Consider the following 19,043-nt stretch of genomic DNA (forward strand, 5'->3'; position numbering starts at 1 on the left):
CTCAACGCTCATGATGCACAGTCCGCCTTCGTCAGCTCACGGGGCAGGACCCGGATCTTGAGGTCGGGCAGGTTGATGTTGCCCTTGAGGTCGATGCCGTAGGAGTCGCCGTCCAGGTTGGCGATCTGCATCAGCTCGGCCTGGAGACCGAAGGCTCCGGGCGTGCCGGGGTTGGGGTTGCCCTCGCCCATGGTGAGGGTGTCCGCCGACTGGCCCAGGGTCATCTTGGAGATGTTCTCGCCGTTGCCGGTCAGGGTGTTGCTGGCCATGAACAGCTGGTTCGCGGTGATCTTCTTGCTCGGGTCGGTGACCGTCCCGTTGACCGGCTCGCCGCCGGTGACGAGCAGCGAGACCGGCACCCCGCCGATGGTCTGCTTGGCGATCGCACAGAAGCCGAAGAGGTCGGCCTGCTGGAACCCGATCTGCGCCACGGCGGTCGACCCGCTCTGCTGGGCCTGCGAGCTGAGGTAGCCGGCGGCGTACTGGCCGACGACCCGGTCCGTGTAGATCTTGTAGGACTGGTTGGCCGACGTGAAGTTCACCGCCAGCACACCGCTGCCGACCATGCTGAACATGGCAGCGAGCGCAGCCACCCCGCCGAACAGCGGCGCAAGGGCGCGCCGCCGGGTGCCTCGACGCGTCGATTCGGCCTGCTCGACCATCGCATCGATGTTGCTGCGCGCCGAGTCGAGTCTCCCTCCCAGGACCTCACCGACGCGCGACCGCACACTGCGGGCATTCTTGTGGCTGCTGCTCACTGCCATTCCCTCCCCAGGAAAAGATTGATCAGGCGCTCGCGGCGCTGCCGGACGTGCTGGCCGATGAGCTGCCGGACTTGCGCAGGGCCTTGCGCTCGGCGCGACGTTCCGCGCGGGCCGCGAACTTCGCGAGCTGCTTGTCGCTGTACGGCGCCCAGGCGAAGACCATGCCGGCCCCGACGATGCCGAGGAACATGCCGATCAGCCAGCCGCCGAGGTTGGCCAGTGGCAGCGAGGCCACCGACAGCATGGTCGCGATCAGGGCCGGGAAGTGACGCTGGGCGGGCAGCACGAAGGCGATCAGGGCCGCGGCGATCATGCCGCCGCCGAGGATGTAGCCGGACACCCCACCCACGCCGAGCTCGAGGGTCATCGCAGCCGAGCCGATCACCGGCTTGAGCACGAACCAGCCGCCGAGGGCCAGGATGATGCACCCCCAGAACGGGCGGGTACGCCGGAAGCGGTTGACGGAGTGGACGATCGAGCCGAGACGCGAACGCTCTGGGTCGGTGCCGGCGTGGTTCTGGTCGATCTCACGGTGGTTCGGGTCAGTGTCCGTGTGGTTCGGGTCGATCTCGTTCGCGACGCTCATGTGCTTCTCCAAAGTCATGCGGGGTGCTGCGACTGGTGCATTCGGGGGCCGCAGGTGGAGCGGGCGGGCCGGGGTCACCGGCCCGCCCGCTCCCTCAAGCGGTCATCGGGGCGTTGCCTGCAATCAGCAGGTGGCCGTGCTCCGCGAGACGCCGATCTCCAGCGAGCCGACGTCCAGCCCGTTGTTGAGCGTCAGCTGGTAGGCCGTTGCGTTGAGGTCGGCGAGCTTGACGGCCGACGCGGCCGCCTCGTCCGTGCCCTCGACACCGGTGGTGTCGTTCGTCTTCAGGCCGAAACCACCGACGTTGCTGGCGGCGACGTTCTGTCCGGTCTCGCCCGCGGCCACACCGATGGTGGTGGAGGGCAGGTTGGCGGTTCCGGTGTTGACCTGCGAGGCGTTGAGGTCGATGGTGCCGACTCCGACGGTGCCGGTGGGCACGCCGAGGGTCAGGCTCACCTGGCCGATGACCGGCAGGCTCTGGTTGACGGCCAGGCACATGCCGTCGAGGTAACCGTCCTCCAGCGTGACCAGTGCGGCCTCGGAGGCCTGACCGGTCGCGTCTGCCTCGTTCTGGGCGACGTCGGTGCTCGCCAGCGACATCTTCATGCCGTCTGCCCGAGCCGCGTCACCGCCGACCTGGAAGCCGCCGGCCGACGACACGGACGCCGACACCATGCCGGTGACGATGGCGAAACCGAGACCCAGGCTTGCTGCCGTGGCGGGGACCGTCACTGCTGCGAAGCGGCCGAGGCGCGTACGCCCCATACCCTTTTCCTTCATGCTTCCCTCCCAGGAAGAACACGACGATGGCACGCTCGCACCATCGGATGTCCCAACTCCCCTTGCACCCGGCGACATCGATCGCCGACCCCGAGAACGCTCCGCACCGGGCCTCCCAACCCTGCATGCGAAGTGGGCGACAAGCGCCCCGGTTCGTCATGACGTGGGACACCATATGTCCGAAACAACACCTTGTCGACAGATACCGTCCAAGGTCTTTCTGCTTTACGTTGACCAATTCATGTAAACCCGGCCACCCGGGAGTAGATTTCGCTCGACCCCTTGCCCCACCACCGAAATCAGGCACCCTCATGGCACTCCGCGACCGCGACATCGGACGGGCAGGCAGATTCCTCGGCTTTGTGTTGATCGCCCTTGTGCTGTTGGCAATTCTCGTTCCCGTGGGAGCGTTCACCTTCTCCGTGAAGGTGCAGGGGCACAGCATGGAACCGACCCTCGAGCCGGGCGATCGCCTCTTCACCAACATCCTCGGACGCGGCGACATCGACCGCTTCGATGTGATCGAGGCCACAGTCGACGGCAACAAGGTGGTCAAGCGGGTGATCGGAGTTCCCGGCGACCGCATCGTCGTACGCCAGCGCGACCGCAAGCCCGTCGTACTCCTGCGGCCCGCGGGAGAGAAGGCCTGGCAGGAGGTCGTCAGCGACGCCTGGGCCAGCCAGTACGGCGACCGCGTCGGTCAGAAGTGCTGCTCGGCCGACGGCGTGATGGAGAACCGTGCGAAGGCGTTCACCGTGCCCGACGACCACTACTGGCTGATCGGCGACAACTGGGGAGGGTCCGACGACTCCCGGGTCTTCGGTGTCGTCGCCGCCGACGACATCGGAGCGATCATGAACCGCCGCATCCAGCCGTTCAGCCGGATGGGCACGGTCGACAACCCCGCGTCACTGCAGCCGGTCGACGACTAGGGTCGCTCAGCCCGGAGCGCTCACTCCGGGCAGGCGCTGGTGTCGCGCGGACACCTGACCACCTCACCGACGTAGCGGCGGATCGCCTGGGAGTAGTCGGCCGTGCCGACCGGCGCGTAGTAGAAGATCAGCGCGCCCGCCTGGTAGGTCACGCGCGTCTTCTCCATGGCGTCGTCGGCGAAGATGCGGTGGTCCTCGCGCAGCCAGGTCTCGGCCGGTGCCTGTCGGGACAGCGCGACCATGTAGAACGCGCCGTTGGTGCGCACTGACTTCGGCGAGTCGAGGTTGCTGACCACGCCGAGGAGCTCGAACTGCTCCGCGTCGGGGACGGTCACCGACTTCTTGAGCGCCTTGAGGGCGGCGGGGGTGAGCGTCGACCTGCGGGAGACGACCGTGGAGCGCTCCAGCAGGGTGGCCCGCCAGTCGACGTCGGTGCTCAGGTCGAGGCGCTTGGCGACCGCGGAAAGCCTCGGCGAGATGGGGGCCGTCGGGTCGACGACAGTCACGTAGTCGAGCGGGTCGTCGGAGTCGGGGACCAGACCACTGATCTTGCTGATCACGATCGGCAGCAGGAGTGCGAGCACGACGCCGGCGACGAGGCCGGCAGCGAAGACGCCGACCTCGCGGGTGCGGTCCCTCATCTCGCGGATGCCGGGATCTGGATGTGCTTGGCCATGGTGACCATCGCGTCGACCATCGCGACGCGGTCGAGATCGGTGGGGGTGATGATCTGGCTGAGGATGAACCGGACATACATGTCCGACACCACCTCGACGGCGGACGCGTCGGCCTCGGGCCAGCGCTCCATCGCGATGCGGGTGAGGGTGGCGCGCACCGGGGTGATGATCATGTCGGAACGGACGGTCAGCACCGGGACCAGCCCGTCGCCGCCGCCGGACCTGGCGTCGGTCACCATGCGACCGAGAAGGGCGTGGTCGGTGACCTCGTCGAGCATCCAGAGAAGCGCCCGGCGGATGCCTTCCTCGAACCTCTCCGAAGAGGCCAGCCGGGTCTCGAGCTCGGCAAGGACCCGCTGGAGCTCCCGGTCGAAGAGGGCCAGCGAGAGCTGGTCCTTGGTGCCGAACTCGTTGTAGATCGTCTGCCGGCTCACGCCGACGTCCTCGGCGATGTCGGCGATGCGGACCTGCCCCCACGACGCGTGTGTGGCCCGCGCCCAGGCGGCGTCGAGGATCGACTCACGCAGCAACCCGTGCACCTTGTCCTTGAAGGACTCGGCACCCTTGGCGCGACCGCTCGACTGGCTCATGCGGCAACTTTACATGACCCCAAGAACGTCAAAGACTTCGACGCCCGAATGTCGGGGTCGACGTGGTGCTCACGGCTTGTTGCGGCGCCACACCACGACCTGGCCGGTCGAGGGCGACCGGAGGACCGGCAGGTTGCCGGCCGCCGCGGCGCGAGAGCTGCCGAGGAGCCCGCGCAGGGTCTCGCGCAGACCCATGACCTCAGCGGCGAGCTCTTCGTTGCGCGCCGAGAGGGCGAGCACCTGGTTCTCCAGGTCGAGGATGCGGCGGACCCCCTCGATGCCGATGCCGTGGGAGGTCAGGTCGGCGATCACCCGCAGCATCTCGATGTCGTGGTGCGAGTAGCGACGCCCGCCGCCACCGGTGCGGCCAGGAGTGATCAGGCCCATCCGCTCGTAGGTGCGCAGCGTCTGGGGGTGCAGCCCGGCCAGCTCGGCGGCCACGCTGATCACGTAGACACCGACTGTGGGGTCGGGGGTGACCATGCTCAGACTTCCTCGAAGAGGCCGCCACGCAGCGGCTTGCCGACCATCGCCGCGCGGTAGGCCTCGACGGCCTCACGAGCCGCCGTGTCGAGTACGGCGGGCACCTGGACCTCAAGGGTGACCAGGAGGTCGCCGTTGGTGCCGTCGGCCTTGCGGGCACCCTTGCCGCGGACCCGGAACGTGCGGCCGTTCGGCGTACCGGCCGGCACCTTCAACGTCACCGGCCCGTGCTTGAGGGTGGGCACCTTGATCTCGGCACCGAGCGCGGCCTCGTCGAACCCGACCGGCACGTCGAGGGTGAGGTTGTCGCCCTTGCGCCCGAACAGCCGGTGCGACGTGACCTTGACGTGCACGTAGAGGTCACCGGCCGGGCCGCCGTTCTCGCCCGGGGCACCCTTGCCGCGAAGGCGGATCTTCTGCCCGTCCTTGACCCCGGCCGGGATGCGGGCCTGGATCGAGCGCGCGGAACTGCCGCGACCGGACCCGTGGCACGTGGGGCACGGCTCGTCGTACACGAGCTGGCGACCGCCGCAGGCCGGGCAGGTCTCGTTGAGCGTGAACGCACCGCCCGCGGTCGAGGCGACCATGCCGGCGCCCTCGCAGACCATGCAGATGTGGGGCTTCGTGCCCGGCTTGCCGCCGGTGCCCGAACAGCTCGGACAGGGCGCGTCACTGGTCAGCCGCAGGCTGATCGTGACGCCCTCCATGGCGTCCTCGAAGCTGATCGTCGCCGAGCTCTCGACGTCGGCGCCGCGCTGCGGCCGGGCCTGGCGTGGGCGCCCGCCGCCGAAGAGGTCACCGAACATGTCACCGATGCCTCCGCCGCCACCGCCTCCACCGCGCTGGCCGAAGAGGTCGCTGACGTCGAAGCCCCCACCGCCGCCACCGGTCGGGAACCGGGGCGCGCTGCGGATCTCGTCGTACTCCTTGCGCTTCTCGGGGTCGCCGACGACGTCGTAGGCCTCGGCCACCGACTTGAACTTCTCGTGCTTGGCACTGTCACCCGGGTTGGAGTCGGGGTGGTTGGCGCGCGCGAGACGACGGTAGGCCTTCTTGATCTCGTCGGCACCTGCGTCCTTCGAGACCCCGAGCTCCTTGTAGTAGTCCTTGCTCGCCCAGTCAGCCTTGCCGCTCACGCGCGCCTCCCTTCGTCAGTTCTCGATGTGTTCAGTGGTGGGTCAGCCGTCGGTGGCGTCGGGCGCCGGGTCGACGACCAGCACCTGGGCCGCGCGCACGACGCGGTCACCGATCTTGTAGCCCGCCTTGGCCACCACCTTGACCGTGGTGACCTCGACCTCGGCGTCTTCTCCCATGTGGGAGAGGGCGTCGTGGAGCGACGGGTCGAAGGCCTCGCCCGGGGCGCCGTAGCGCACCAGGCCCTGGCCCGCGACGACCCGCTCGAGCTGGTCGGCGACGGCCCGGAAGCCTTCGTCGAGCGGCCCGTGTGCGCGGGCCCGGTCGATGTTGTCGAGGACCTCGGTGATCGGGGCCAACGCGGAGAACGTGGCGTTCTCCTTGATCAGCTCACGGTCGCGGTCGACCCGTCGCTTGTAGTTGAGGAACTCCGCCTGCAGGCGCTGGAGGTCGAGCGTGCGCTCCTCCAGCTCCATGCGGGCGACGGCCAGCTCGTCGTCGGCCGGGTCGGAGCGCTCCCCCGACTGCTGGGGCTCCTCGACCTCCGACTCGTTGGCCATCTCGGCGGCCGCCTCGCCGAAGGAGTGGCCCGCGATGGGCTGCTCCTCGGGCGCGGCGGACTGCTCGGAGCGCTCCTCAGCAGCCGGGTCCTCGGGGGACTCGTCACCAGGGCCTTGGGTCACTTGGACTCACCCTCGGCGCCCTCGGCAGGCTCCTCGTCCACGATCTCGGCGTCGACGACGTCGTCGTCGGCCTCGCCGGTCGCGCCGGTGGTTCCACCGGCGGCGGCCTGGTCGGCCTCGGCGGCGGCGTACATCGCGGCACCCATCTTCTGGCTGGACTCACCGAGCTTGGAGACACCGGCCTCGAGCTCCTCGGCGGTGGCCTCGGCGTTCTCGAGGGTCGCCTTGAGCGCGTCGACGTCAGCCTGGACCTCGGTCTTCACGTCGTCGGGCACCTTGTCGCCGTTGTCGGCCAGGAACTTCTCGGTCGTGTAGACGAGACCGTCGGCCTGATTGCGGGCCTCGACGGCTTCCTTGCGCTTGCGGTCCTCGTCGGCGTACTGCTCGGCCTCCTTGACCATGCGGTCGATCTCGTCCTTGGACAGGGCCGAACCACCGGAGATCGTCATCGACTGCTCGCGGCCGGACGCGTGGTCCTTGGCGGAGACGTGCACGATGCCGTTGGCGTCGATGTCGAAGGTGACCTCGATCTTCGGCACGCCGCGCGGGGCCGGCGGAAGGCCGGTCAGCTCGAAGTTGCCGAGGCCCTGGTTCTGGGCCCACATCTGGCGCTCGCCCTGGGCGACCTTGATCTCGACAGACGGCTGGTTGTCGTCAGCGGTCGTGAAGATCTCGGAGCGCTTGGTCGGGATCGTGGTGTTGCGCTCGATGAGCGTGGTCATCACGCCGCCCTTGGTCTCGATGCCCAGCGACAGCGGGGTCACGTCGAGGAGCAGGACGTCCTTGACCTCACCCTTGAGCACGCCGGCCTGGAGCGCGGCACCCACCGCGACGACCTCGTCGGGGTTGACGCCCTTGTTGGGCTGCTTGCCGCCGAGCAGGTCGGTGACGACCTCGGTCACGGCGGGCATGCGGGTCGAGCCACCGACGAGGACCACGTGGTCGATGTTGGCGATCGCGACGCCGCCGTCCTTGAGCACCGACTGGAACGGCGCCTTGGTGCGCTCGAGCAGGTCGGCGGTGAGCTTCTGGAACTCGCTGCGGGTCAGCTTCTCCTCGAAGTGGAGCGGGCCGGACTCGCCGTGAGTGATGTAGGGCAGGTGGATCTGGGTCTCGCTCGAGCTGGACAGCTCGATCTTGGCCTTCTCCGCGGCCTCCTGGAGGCGCTGCTTGGCGATCTTGTCGGCACCGAGGTCGACGCCGTTGTTGGCCTTGAACTTCGCGATCATCCACTCGACGATCTTGTTGTCCCAGTCGTCGCCACCGAGGTGGTTGTCGCCCGAGGTCGCCTTGACCTCGACGACGCCCTCACCGATCTCGAGCAGGGACACGTCGAACGTGCCGCCACCGAGGTCGAAGACGAGGATGGTCTGGTCGTCGCCCTTGTCGAGGCCGTAGGCCAGCGCGGCCGCGGTCGGCTCGTTGACGATGCGGCTCACGTTGAGGCCGGCGATCTCGCCGGCTTCCTTGGTGGCCTGGCGCTGCGCGTCGGAGAAGTACGCCGGGACGGTGATGACCGCGTCGGTGACGGGCTCGCCCAGGTAGGCCTCGGCGTCGCGCTTCAGCTTCTGCAGGATGAAGGCGCTGATCTGCTGCGGGGTGAAGGACTTGTCGTCGATCTGGGTCGTCCAGCTCTCGCCCATGTGGCGCTTGACCGAGCGGATCGTGCGGTCGACGTTGGTGACCGCCTGACGCTTGGCGACCTCGCCGACGAGGACCTCGCCGGACTTGGCGAACGCGACCACCGACGGGGTGGTGCGGGCGCCTTCTGCGTTTGCGATGACGGTGGGTTCGCCACCTTCGAGGACGGCGACGACGGAGTTCGTCGTGCCGAGGTCGATGCCGACCGCTCGTGCCATGGGGAGTACCTCCGGTGTGTGTTTCTGGTGGTCCCGGGCGTCCTGGTCGGACCGTCCGGGGAGTCTGAGTGGGGCCCATCCTGCGCCGCCGCAGGAAGTGTGGCAAATAAGTTGAGTCGAATCAACTCAAGTTTGCTCACTGAGCCCAACACAGGACTTCGGGGGTTCATTCCCGACGCTTCAGGGAAGGAGCGTTCGGGAAGGCCGTCGCAATGTCCTAGGGTCGTCCGCATCTGATCGCACGAGGGGGAGGGTGCATGTTCACGTCGCTGCGCCCCGGCACCCTGGTCGGCGGGCGCTACCGCATCGAGGCCGTCGTGGGCTCCGGCGGGATGGGCGTCGTCCATTCCGCACGTGACGAGCACCTCAACCGTCGTGTCGCCCTGAAGGTGATGACCGGACACCTGGCCGAGGACCCGACGTTTCGCCAGCGCTTCGTCCGCGAGGCGGCCGTGCTCGGCCGTCTCGACTCCCCGCACATCGTGCAGGTCTTCGACCACGGAGACATGGACGGCCATCTGTGGATCGCGACCCAGCTCGTCGAAGGGGGCGACCTCGCCCGGCTCGTCGCAGAGCGGGGGCCACTGTCGCCGCGACTTGCCCGCCACATCTGCGCCCAGGTGGCGGACGCACTCCAGGACGCCCACGCGCGTGGCGTCGTCCACCGCGACGTCAAGCCCGAGAACATCCTGCTCGCGAATCCCGGGGCCGCCGAGCCCCATGTCTTCCTGACCGACTTCGGTCTGGCCCGCGAGATCGGCGACGACGTCACCGCCGTGCGCAGCACCGCCGGCACGTGGGACTACCTCGCCCCGGAGTGCGGCACCGGCAGGCCGGCCACCGCCGCCAGCGACGTGTACGCCGTCGGGTGTCTGCTGTGGACCTGCCTGACCGGGCGTCCGCCCTACGCCGGCACCATGGCGCAGGTCGCCCTGGCCCACGCCCGGAACGCGCCTCCGACACTGGTCGCCGGTCCGTCGGTCACCGCGGCCGACGCCAGCGAGCTGAACACCGTCATCACCAAGGCGATGAGCAAGGACCCCCACCGGCGGCAGGCGTCCGCGGGCGAACTTGCCGCCGACGTGCGAGGCCGGGTCACCGGGCGGGCTCCCGGAACGCGCCGGAGGCGTCGGAGCACGTTGTTGGCCGTGGCGGCAGTCGCAGCCACGATTCTCGGGGTCGGTCTGGCTCTCAACCTGCCCGATCCCGGCAACCCGCCTCCCCAGGCCGATGCCACACCACCGACCGATGAGCAGAGCGAGGCTGAGTCCGCGAACCCGGTCAAGGTGACCGGCCGCCCGATCACCGGCGACCAGGACGACGACGGCTTCGGAGACGTCTTCATGACCAGCGACGACTCGGTCAAGTCCGCGCGACTGATGGTCTCGGACGGGAAGTCGCTGTCCTCGGCGGAGACGTGGGCCCGAGGGGCCGACCTGCTGATGCAGGCCGATGTCGACGGCGACCGCACGTCGGACCTCGTGTCGATCGTCACCACGGGCTTCAACGACGCCTTTCGCGTCACGGTGACCCACGGCGGCACGAAGAAGGTCGAGAAGTCGGTCCTGAGAGCACCCGGTGAGGCCCTGGACGTCAAGTCGGCACTCGGCGACTACGACGGTGACGGTCGCGACGACCTTGCGGTGGTCACGCAGAACGTCCGCTCCGGCGAGCGGGCACGGATCTGGGTCAGCCGCAGCACCGAGAGTGGGTTCGGCAGGCTCCGCACCTGGCGCGAGTTCGAGGACGAGGAGGTCCGGCCGGTGCCGGGCGACTTCGACGGTGACGGTGACGACGACCTCGCGCTGGTGGCCGCCACCAGCATCAAGCTGCTGGAGTCCGACGGATCGTCCTTCGCCGGCGTCGGCGTCCAGGAGATGCCCCAGGAGCTCGGCCCGCTCGCGGCCGGCGACTTCGACGGCGACGGCACGGACGAGCTCGTCGGAGACAGCCAGGCCGGAGGAGCAATCATCGTGTGGCGACATGTCCGCAACCAGTGGAACGCCCGGGTGAGCAGCTCGGACGAGAGGGACCCCGGCGTTCATCAGAACGCGGCACCGGCGGTGGCCGATGTCAACGGGGACGGCCGGGACGACGCCCTCTTCCTGGCGGGCGAGCTCAACGACGCGCCGAATCTCCTCGTCGCAGTCTCCAAGGGAAGCACGTTCGCGAATCGGGAGACCTGGCTGCATCCTGCCTGGGACCGTGACCTGGCGTTCGTGGGAAGGACAGGCCAGTGAACGACCAACCAGGAGCGGGTCCGCAAGTGTTCGGACGTTTCGAGGTCGGCCGACGACTCGGCGCCGGTGGCATGGGAGCGGTCTACGTCGCCACCGACACACGCTTCGACCGCCTCGTCGCGCTCAAGGTGATGTCCGAAGACCTCGCCGGCGGCATCGAGTTCCGCAAGCGCTTCCGGCGGGAGGCCGACGTCCTCGCGCGTCTGGACTCCCCCCACGTCACCGCCATCTACGAGCACGGGGAGGACGACGGCACGCTCTGGATCGCCACCCAGCTGGTCCGGGGCGGCGAGCTGGGCAACCTTCTCCGGCTCCGTGGCCCACTCCCACCGCGCAAGGCCGTGCGCGTGTGCGGGCAGGTGGCCGAGGCATTGCGCGCCAGTCACTCGGCAGGGGTGTTGCACCGCGACGTCAAGCCCAGCAACGTGTTGCTCCGGGACCCCGACGCCGCCAACCTGCACGCCTACCTGTGCGACTTCGGCATCGCCGACACGGGCAACGACCGGTTGACGGCTGCCGGCGGGCTCGCCGGCACGTGGCAGTACCTCGCACCCGAGCGGGGTGGCGGCGCTCCCGCCACCCCGGCCACCGACATCTATGCCGTCGGCTGCCTGTTGTGGGCCTGCCTGACAGGCCATCCTCCCTACTCCGGCTCGGGAGTCGAGATCCTCGTCGGACACCTCGAAGGAGACATCCGACAGCTTCCGGGGGACGGACCCGAGCAGGCCGGGCTCAACGAGGTCCTGCGGCGCGCCATGGCGAAGGACCCGGCCGACCGATACTCCTCGGCGGCCGACCTTCGGGACGCCCTGGCCCGACTCGAGGCCGAGTTGCCGGCGTCGATGCCCCCGCTGCGCCCCTCCGCTCCGTCCGAGCCCACAGCGCGACCCCGACGCCGTGGCCGCATGATCGGGGCCGCAGTCCTGGCGCTGTTGCTGGTAGGCGGTGGCATCGGCGCTGCATGGGCACTGCGTGATGACGACGGGGACCGCTCCGACGGCTCCGCCTCCCCCAGCGCGTCCGGCAGCCCGTCCGCCAGTCCGTCCGACGGGGGAACGTCGCCGTCAGCCGAGCCCTCCCCGTCCGCATCCGCGAAACCGGCCCCGCCGGTCCGCGATCCGTCCACCAAACAGGCGGTCACCTTCGACCTCAACGGCGACGGGAGAGGTGACCTGGCATTCCACGATGCGTTCGACGCGACGCCCGCCGTCATGATGGCGAACGGCGGCGGCTTCTTCGCCGCACCGGCACAGGTGCTCAGGAAGGGCCTGACGATGGTGGTGCGGGGCGACCTCGACGGTGACGGAGCCGAAGAGATCGTCGGCGTCGAGAAGGGTTCGGAATACTCTGCTGACGGCACCAAGGGAAACACGACGATGACCGTCACGGTCGGTTCGGCATCCGGTACGCCGCAGGTCCTGAAGGCGAGAAGCGCAATGGGTGTCCAGTCGGACTGGTCGGGCGGCGCGATGCTTGCCGATCTCGACGGCGACGGGCGCGACGACCTGGTGCTGGCCACGGCCAATGCGGAGTACGCCGAGAGCTTCGACGTCTGGGCCGCGATCAGCACGGGCGACGGGTTCGAGCGACTCAAGAGGTTGTACAGCGGGCCGGAGGTCGTCTCGCACGTCGAACCTGCCGATGTCGACGGGGATGGAGACGACGACCTGGTCCTGGCCGACGAGAGCGAAGGGAGCCTGGCCGTCCTCGAGTCGGGCGGAGGAACCTTCACGCCGACCGACTTCGAACAGACCCTCACCACCGTCGACGAGTTCATGATCGGCGACTTCAACGGCGACGGTGCCGACGACGTGCTGACCCTCGACGGCGTCGACAGCAAGGCCGTCGTCCTGCAGCGCAAGCGCGGTGCCTGGGATGCGCAGGTGTGGCTGACCGACAAGTCCGGGGCGTTCGGGGTCGGGTGGTCGCAACCGGGAGCCGCGATCAGTGACGTGAACGGAGACGGCAAGGACGACCTGGTGCAGTTCGCGGGCACGACCGATCCTCAGTCGCGCACGATCCGGGTGTTCGTCGCCTCACGCAAGAAGTTCGCGCCGCCGGTCGACTGGGGGACCTACACCTGCGGGTGCGAGGACTACACGGCTCCCATCGCTCCGCGAGAGAACATGTGACCGATCCCTGCCCGATCGGTTGTCTGGACCAGCCCTTTCGGATGGTTCGCTGATCAGATCCCCCGCTTCGCCGGCTGTCGGGGCGAGCCCGGGGGCAGGATCGCGAACATCCCTCCCGAAGCGAGGGCACTGTGCGAGTCCCCGGGGGTCCCGGGGCGGGGACCACGCCAGGGGGTTCCAGCAGGAAGAGGGCTCCGCATGCGAGTCTCCGAGAATCACCGCCGCGCCCGGAAGCAGCTCGCCCGGGCCTCGACACTCACCGCGCTCACCATGTCGGCGGCACTGGCCTTGAGCGGGGTCGCCGTCGCCGACGACATCACCAACGACCTCGACCTGACCGTCGACACCGCCGCCGAGGTGCTGCCGCTCAACGTCGGCGGCGCGAACGGCACCACGTCGCTCTACGTGAAGCCACAGGGGGGCGACGGGAAGAACGGCTGCAACCTGACCGGCGGCACCGCACTGACCCTCGCCGTCTCGTCCTCGGACACCGCGGTCGCCACGGTCAGTCCGGCGTCGGTGACCTTCACCTCGTGCGGCACCGTCCAGCAGTTGACCGTGACGCCGGTGGCCGAGGGGTCGGCAACCGTGTCGGCCACCCAGATGACCAACACCAGCCAGGGCTCGTTCAACATGTCGCCCGCGACCTTCACGGTCACGGTGGCTCCGCCCGCCAACTCCGCACCGTCCCTCTCGGTCTCCGGCATCGAAGGCGGCGCAAGCTACGCGAAGGGCGCCGTACCGGACGCCACCTGCGAGGTCGCCGACACCGAGGACGGCCCGTCGTCGTTCCCGGCCACACTCAGCGCGGTCACCGGCCCCTATGCCGTCGATGGCATCGGCACGCAGACCGCCAGCTGCACCTACACCGACGGCGGCGGACTGGCAGCCTCCGCGTCAGAGACCTACTCGATCGTCGACCAGAGTGCTCCGGTCATCACCTACACGCTGGACCCGGCCACGCCGGACGGCGACAATGACTGGTACCGCTCCGACGTCTCGCTGACCTGGCACGTGTCCGAGCCCGAGTCGCCGGGCTCGGTGGCTCTCACTGGCTGCGTCGACCAGCTGGTCACCACCGACCAGTCGCTGACCGGCTACACGTGCTCCGCGACCAGTGCCGGCGGCTCTGCTGCCGAGCAGACCGTCAGCCTCAAGCGCGACGCCACAGCACCGGTCGTCGACAACGACGTCACGGTGTCAGGCACCGCGGGACACAACGGGTGGTACACCTCCGACGTGGCCGTGACGTTCACCGCGACCGACGTACTCTCCGGTCCGGCCAGCGCCAGCACGACGGCGACCTCCTCCGGCGAGGGCGCAGCGATCGAGGTGGCCAGCCCGGCCTTCACCGACGCCGCAGGCAACACCACGCCCACCGGCGCGGTCACGAAGTCCTACAAGGTCGACAAGGCCGCGCCGACCACGCCGACCCTCGTCGGCGGGCCGGACGGCAGCTACTACTACGGCGACGACCCGTCCGCCCCGACGTGTGAGTCCACGGACGCCACGTCGGGCCTGGTCGACTGCGTGGTCACGGGAGGCGGGACGAGCGTCGGCACGCACAGCTACACCGCCACCGCCACCGACGTGGCCGGCAACTCGTCGACCTCGACACTCACCTACACGGTGCTGGCGTGGACCCTCACCGGCTTCAGGCAGCCGGTCGACATGGGCAGCGTCTGGAACACCGTCAAGGGCGGCAGCACCGTGCCCCTGAAGTTCGAGGTGTTCGCCGGGCCGACCGAGCTGACCGACACCGCGGTCGTCGCCAGCTTCCGCACCGCCAAGGTGAGCTGCACCTCCGGCACCGGCACCGAGGACCCGATCGAGATCCTGTCCACCGGTGGCACGTCCCTGCGCTACGACACCACCGGCGGCCAGTTCATCCAGAACTGGAAGACCCCGACCGGCGCCGGCACCTGCTACACCGCCACCATGACCACCCAGGACGGATCCTCGATCAGCGCCCGCTTCAAGCTCAAGTGAGCTAGGCGTCGACCTGGGCGACCACGGCGCCTCGATCGGTCCCCGCACCTTCTAGGGTGTGGGGACCGATCGAGACGACGTGCCAAGGGGGACGCTGCATGTTCGAGTCGCTGACACCGGGCTCCGTGGTCGGGCGCTACCGGGTCGAGGGAGTCATCGGCTCGGGAGGCATGGGCGTCGTGCACGCCGCGCGCGACGAACACCTCAACCGTCGGGTCGCGCTGAAGGTGATGTCCGGCCACCTTGCCGAGGACCCGACGTTCCGGGCCCGCTTCCTGCGCGAGGCGACGGTGCTGGGGCGGCTCGACTCCCCGCACATCGTCGAGGTCTACGACCACGGCGAGCAGAACGGTCACCTGTGGATCGCCACCCAGCTCGTCGAGGGCGGCGACCTCGGCCAGCTCATCGCGCACAACGGGCCGCTGCCCGCCGCCCTGGCGATCCGGCTGTGCACCCAGGTGGCCGACGCGCTCCAGGACGCCCACTCGCGGGGAGTCGTCCACCGCGACGTCAAGCCCGCCAACATCCTCGTCTCCTCCCCGGGCTCCGCGGAGCAGCACGCCTACCTCACCGACTTCGGCCTGGCCCGTGAGATCGGCGCCGACCTGACCGCCGTACGCGGCGCCACCGGCACGTGGGACTACTTGGCCCCCGAGTGCGGCTCCGGGCAGCAGGCGACCCCCGCGAGCGACGTGTACGCAGTCGGCTGCCTGTTGTGGACCTGCCTCACCGGGCACCCGCCGTACGACGGCACCGAGATCGAGGTCGCCCTGGCCCATGCCCGGCAGGCGCCACCCACCCTTCGCCCGGGACGAGGTCTGACGGCCCCGCTGGCGCGCCGGCTGAACGCCGTCATCGGACGGGCGATGAGCAAGGACCCCCTGCAGCGACAGGGATCCGCGGCCGAACTCGCTTCCGAGCTGCGCGCCGCCGGGGCGGGTCTGCTGGCTGCTGCTGGCCAGCCCGGGCGTACGCCGGGCAGGCGCCGCGGCCTCCTGGTCGGAGGCGTGGTCGCCCTGGTCGCGGTCCTCGGTGCGGCCATCGGGATCAAGGCGCTGACCTCGGACGACGCCCCGGCCGACGCGACCTCAGACGAGCGGAGCACCGCTCCCCCGGCCGACGAAGCCGCCGAACCGGTCGACCGACCGATCACCGGCGACGTGGACGGCGACGGGTTCGGCGACCTCATCGTCAGCCACCTCGCCGACGTGGGACAGGACGTCGAGCTGTTGCGTTCCTCGGACGGCACCACCCTCGGCGAGCCGCAGCCCTGGGCCGAGGAGGTCGGCGTCCCACTGCGCGGTGATGTCGACGGGGACGAGAAGTTCGACCTCCTCTCTGTCGAGACGGCCCCGGGGGCCGACCTGGAGTACCGCATCTCCGTGCTCCGGGACGGGGTCGACGGTGTCCAGAGCACCGACCTGGCAGCCCCGCGGGGGTCCAGCTCCCTCTATCCGGCGCTGGGCGACTTCGACGGGGACGGCAACGACGACCTGGCCTTGGCCAGCGACGGAAGCGTCACGGGCTCGCAGGGCATCTGGGTGAGCCTCAGCACCGGTGACGGGTTCGCCGAGTTCACGCAGTGGTACACCTCCGACACCGAGGTGCCCCGACCGCTGCCCGGAGACTTCGACGGCGACGGCGACGACGACCTGGCCCTGCTCGACGGGGCCGACTCGCTGGGGTTGCTGGTCTCGAACGGCTCGCAGCTCACGGCCACGACGCCCCAGGGGCTGGCCCAGGCCTCCGGCCTCCTGGCGCCCGGCGACTTCGACGGCGACGGCACCGACGAGCTCGTCGGCGTCCCCTCCACCGGCACGGGAAGCGGGCTGGTGGTGTGGACCTACGCCGACGAGCAGTGGGAGGACGACGTGCGGGGAACCCTGCAGGCCGACACATTCGTCTCCAGCATCAAGGCCCCGTCGGTCGCGGACTTCGACGGCGATCGGCGCGACGACGTCCTCCTCTTCAGCGGCGAGTACGACGCGCCGTCGTACGACTTCAAGGTGGCCCTCTCGAGCGGCCTCGCCTTCGAGACCGTGGAGTCGTGGCGCGAGTACGCCCACGGCGCGGAGGACTACCCGCAGTCCGTCGGCCCTGCGCCGACCGAGTGAGCTTTCGCCGAACGGCCTGAGAGTTTCCGGTGAGGCGGCGTAGGGCAGTGTGGGCGCGTGCCTGAACAACCACAGCGCTTCGTCGTCGGCCAGCGTCTGGGCGCCGGCGGCATGGGAGCCGTCCACATCGCCACCGACACCCGGTTCGACCGCCTCGTCGCATTGAAGGTGATGTCGGACCACCTCGCGAGCGGGGAGGAGTTCCGGGAGCGCTTCCGCCGCGAGGCCGACGTGCTGACCCGACTGGACTCCCCGCACGTCACGACGATCTACGACCACGGGGAGAGCGACGGGCACCTGTGGATCGCCACGCAGTTGATCCGCGGGGGCGAGCTCGGCGACCTGCTCCGGGCGCGTGGCCCGCTCCCGCCACACCGCGCCGTGCAGGTCTGCGGGCAGGTCGCGGAGGCGCTCCGGGCGACCCACGCGGTCGGCGTACTGCACCGTGACGTCAAGCCCAGCAACGTGCTGCTGCGCGATCCGGATGCGACCAACCTGCACGCCTACCTGTGCGACTTCGGCATCGCCGACACCGGGAACCGGCTCACCGTGGCCGGCGGTGTTGCCGGGACGTGGCAGTACCTCGCACCCGAACGCGCCTCGGGCAGTCCGGCTGCTCCGACCACCGACATCTACGCGGTCGGGTGCCTGCTCTGGGCGTGCCTGGCCGGCCAGCCGCCGTACACGGGCTCCGACGTCGACGTGGCGATCGGCCACCTCGAGGGTGAGCTGCCCCAGGTGCCGGAGACCGGCCCCGGGCTTGCCGCCCTCAACCGCGTGCTGCGGCGCACGATGGCGAAGAACCCGGCCGACCGGTTCCAGACCGCGGCCGAGCTGCGGGCCGCGCTGGCCGCGCTCGAGGCCGAGATCCCTGCTGCCATGCCACCTCTGCGGCCGGACCCGCCCACTGCACCGCGCCCACCCGGGATGGATCCGAGCGGTCGGCGCGGTCGGCTGGTGGGCGTGCCGGCGCTGGTCGGCGTACTGGCGCTGGTCGGGGTGCTGGTCGCCGGTGGCATCGTGGCTGCACTGGCACTGCGCGGCGACGACTCCGGCAACAGCGAGTCCGCGACTCCCGGGGGCTCGACGAAGAAGGCAGTGACCGGCGACCTGACCGGCGACGGCCGGGGCGACCTGACCCTCCACGACTGGGACGGCGAGGCGATGCGGGCCGTCGTCATGGCCAGCACCGGCTCCGCGTTCGGTCCGACCGAGCAGGTCATGTCGGGGGCCTTCTCGGTGATCAAGGGCGACATCGACGGCGACGGAACGCAGGAGCTGGTGGCCGTCGCACCCGGCTCGGGTGGCAGCGAGGTCACGGTCGCGTCCGTCGGCGGCAAGCAGCGCACGATGGAGGTGGGGGTCGACGACGCCGACCAGCCCGACTTCACCGAGGGCGCCATGATGGGCGACCTGACCGGCGACGGGCGCGACGACCTCGTGATCGCACCCGCGAACAACGCCACGGGTGACGACTTCGTGGTCTGGCTGGCGGTGAGCACGGGTGACGGGTTCGAGGACCTGCAGCGGGTGCACAGCTCCTCGGACGCCGTCGCGCAGGCGGTTCCCGCAGACGTCGACGGTGACGGCGACGACGACCTCGTGCTGGCCGAGCCCGATGCGGAACAGCTGGGGGTCCTGGAGTCCGACGGGAAGGCGCTGACCTCGACCGGGTTCATGGCCACCAACACCACGGCCTACGACATCGTCGTCGGCGACTTCGACGGTGACGGTGCCGACGAGGTGGTCGAGGTCGACGGCGTCTCGCAGAAGATCGTCGTGCTCCGCCGCGAAGGCGACGCCTGGGACTCCGAGATCTGGCTCGACGACACGAAGGACGCGTTCAACCTGCTCGACTCGAACCCCAACACGTCGGTCTCCGACGTGAACGGTGACGGCAAGGACGACCTCGTGCGCTTCTCGGCCGGCGAGGGCCCCGTCGAGCGCCGGACGATGGTGTTCGTGTCGTCGGGCAAGGACTTCGCCGCACCCGCCGACTGGGGCGGCTACACGTGCGAGTGCGACGAGTACTTCGACCCGGTCGAGAGCTTCAAGAACTGATTCGACGGTTCGACCCCAC

Annotated in this window: 15 protein-coding genes; 6 read left to right on the forward strand and 9 right to left on the reverse strand. The window is 69.7% G+C overall.

Annotation, left to right across the window (positions count from 1 at the left end; all coding sequences use genetic code 11):
• Positions 1-8: 8 nt before the first annotated feature.
• From ASD66_RS15245 to ASD66_RS15255, 3 genes are all read right to left on the reverse strand, one after another.
• On the reverse strand, positions 9-758 hold the full coding sequence (locus ASD66_RS15245; protein WP_156388723.1) for a DUF6230 family protein: 750 nt from the start codon (positions 756-758) through the stop codon (positions 9-11).
• Positions 759-786: 28 nt separating this feature from the next.
• A complete protein-coding gene (locus ASD66_RS15250; protein WP_056683058.1) occupies positions 787-1,350 on the reverse strand; it encodes a DUF6114 domain-containing protein in 564 nt (187 codons plus the stop codon).
• Positions 1,351-1,473: 123 nt separating this feature from the next.
• Positions 1,474-2,130 carry a DUF6230 family protein gene (locus ASD66_RS15255; RefSeq protein ID WP_156388724.1) on the reverse strand — a complete coding sequence of 219 codons (657 nt, stop codon included), beginning with the start codon at positions 2,128-2,130 and terminating at the stop codon, positions 1,474-1,476.
• A gap of 311 nt (positions 2,131-2,441) precedes the next feature.
• On the opposite strand from ASD66_RS15255, the gene lepB reads away from it, so the two are divergent.
• Positions 2,442-3,062 (forward strand): signal peptidase I, encoded by a 621-nt coding sequence (gene lepB / locus ASD66_RS24785; RefSeq protein WP_268788528.1) that lies wholly within the window; start codon positions 2,442-2,444, stop codon positions 3,060-3,062.
• 20 nt (positions 3,063-3,082) lie between these two features.
• On the opposite strand, the gene ASD66_RS15265 is transcribed toward lepB, so the two are convergent.
• From ASD66_RS15265 to dnaK, 6 genes are all read right to left on the reverse strand, one after another.
• Positions 3,083-3,703, reverse strand: a complete 621-nt coding sequence (locus ASD66_RS15265) for a hypothetical protein (protein WP_056891502.1) — start codon at positions 3,701-3,703, stop codon at positions 3,083-3,085.
• Positions 3,700-4,329: a TetR/AcrR family transcriptional regulator gene (locus tag ASD66_RS15270; protein ID WP_056891503.1), complete on the reverse strand. Its 630-nt coding sequence runs from the start codon at positions 4,327-4,329 to the stop codon at positions 3,700-3,702. Before ASD66_RS15270 ends, ASD66_RS15265 begins: the two co-directional genes overlap by 4 nt.
• A gap of 69 nt (positions 4,330-4,398) precedes the next feature.
• Positions 4,399-4,812, reverse strand: a complete 414-nt coding sequence (locus ASD66_RS15275; protein ID WP_056683075.1) for a heat shock protein transcriptional repressor HspR — start codon at positions 4,810-4,812, stop codon at positions 4,399-4,401.
• 2 nt (positions 4,813-4,814) lie between these two features.
• On the reverse strand, positions 4,815-5,948 hold the full coding sequence (gene dnaJ / locus ASD66_RS15280) for a molecular chaperone DnaJ (protein WP_056683077.1): 1,134 nt from the start codon (positions 5,946-5,948) through the stop codon (positions 4,815-4,817).
• Between the two features lie 42 nt (positions 5,949-5,990).
• Positions 5,991-6,629, reverse strand: a complete 639-nt coding sequence (grpE, locus tag ASD66_RS15285) for a nucleotide exchange factor GrpE (protein WP_056891504.1) — start codon at positions 6,627-6,629, stop codon at positions 5,991-5,993.
• Positions 6,626-8,488, reverse strand: a complete 1,863-nt coding sequence (dnaK, locus tag ASD66_RS15290) for a molecular chaperone DnaK (protein WP_056683083.1) — start codon at positions 8,486-8,488, stop codon at positions 6,626-6,628. The genes grpE and dnaK overlap by 4 nt, the downstream gene beginning before the upstream one ends.
• A 257-nt stretch (positions 8,489-8,745) precedes the next feature.
• On the opposite strand from dnaK, the gene ASD66_RS15295 reads away from it, so the two are divergent.
• The 5 genes from ASD66_RS15295 (at position 8,746) to ASD66_RS15315 (ending at position 19,024) form a co-directional block, all read left to right on the forward strand.
• Complete coding sequence (locus tag ASD66_RS15295) at positions 8,746-10,728, forward strand: serine/threonine-protein kinase (protein WP_056891505.1); 1,983 nt, start codon at positions 8,746-8,748, stop codon at positions 10,726-10,728.
• Between the two features lie 26 nt (positions 10,729-10,754).
• A complete protein-coding gene (locus ASD66_RS15300) occupies positions 10,755-12,860 on the forward strand; it encodes a protein kinase domain-containing protein (protein ID WP_056891506.1) in 2,106 nt (701 codons plus the stop codon).
• A 198-nt stretch (positions 12,861-13,058) separates the two neighbouring features.
• Positions 13,059-14,849, forward strand: coding sequence for a PxKF domain-containing protein (locus tag ASD66_RS15305; RefSeq protein ID WP_056891507.1), 1,791 nt, complete (start codon positions 13,059-13,061; stop codon positions 14,847-14,849).
• A gap of 98 nt (positions 14,850-14,947) precedes the next feature.
• Entirely contained in the window at positions 14,948-16,963 is a 2,016-nt protein-coding gene (locus ASD66_RS15310) for a serine/threonine-protein kinase (protein ID WP_056891508.1), read from the forward strand.
• 57 nt (positions 16,964-17,020) lie between these two features.
• A complete protein-coding gene (locus ASD66_RS15315) occupies positions 17,021-19,024 on the forward strand; it encodes a serine/threonine-protein kinase (RefSeq protein WP_156388725.1) in 2,004 nt (667 codons plus the stop codon).
• The last annotated feature ends 19 nt before the right edge of the window (positions 19,025-19,043 follow it).

This window comes from Nocardioides sp. Root151 (assembly GCF_001427925.1).
In the GTDB taxonomy this organism is placed as follows: Bacteria; Actinomycetota; Actinomycetes; order Propionibacteriales; family Nocardioidaceae; genus Nocardioides.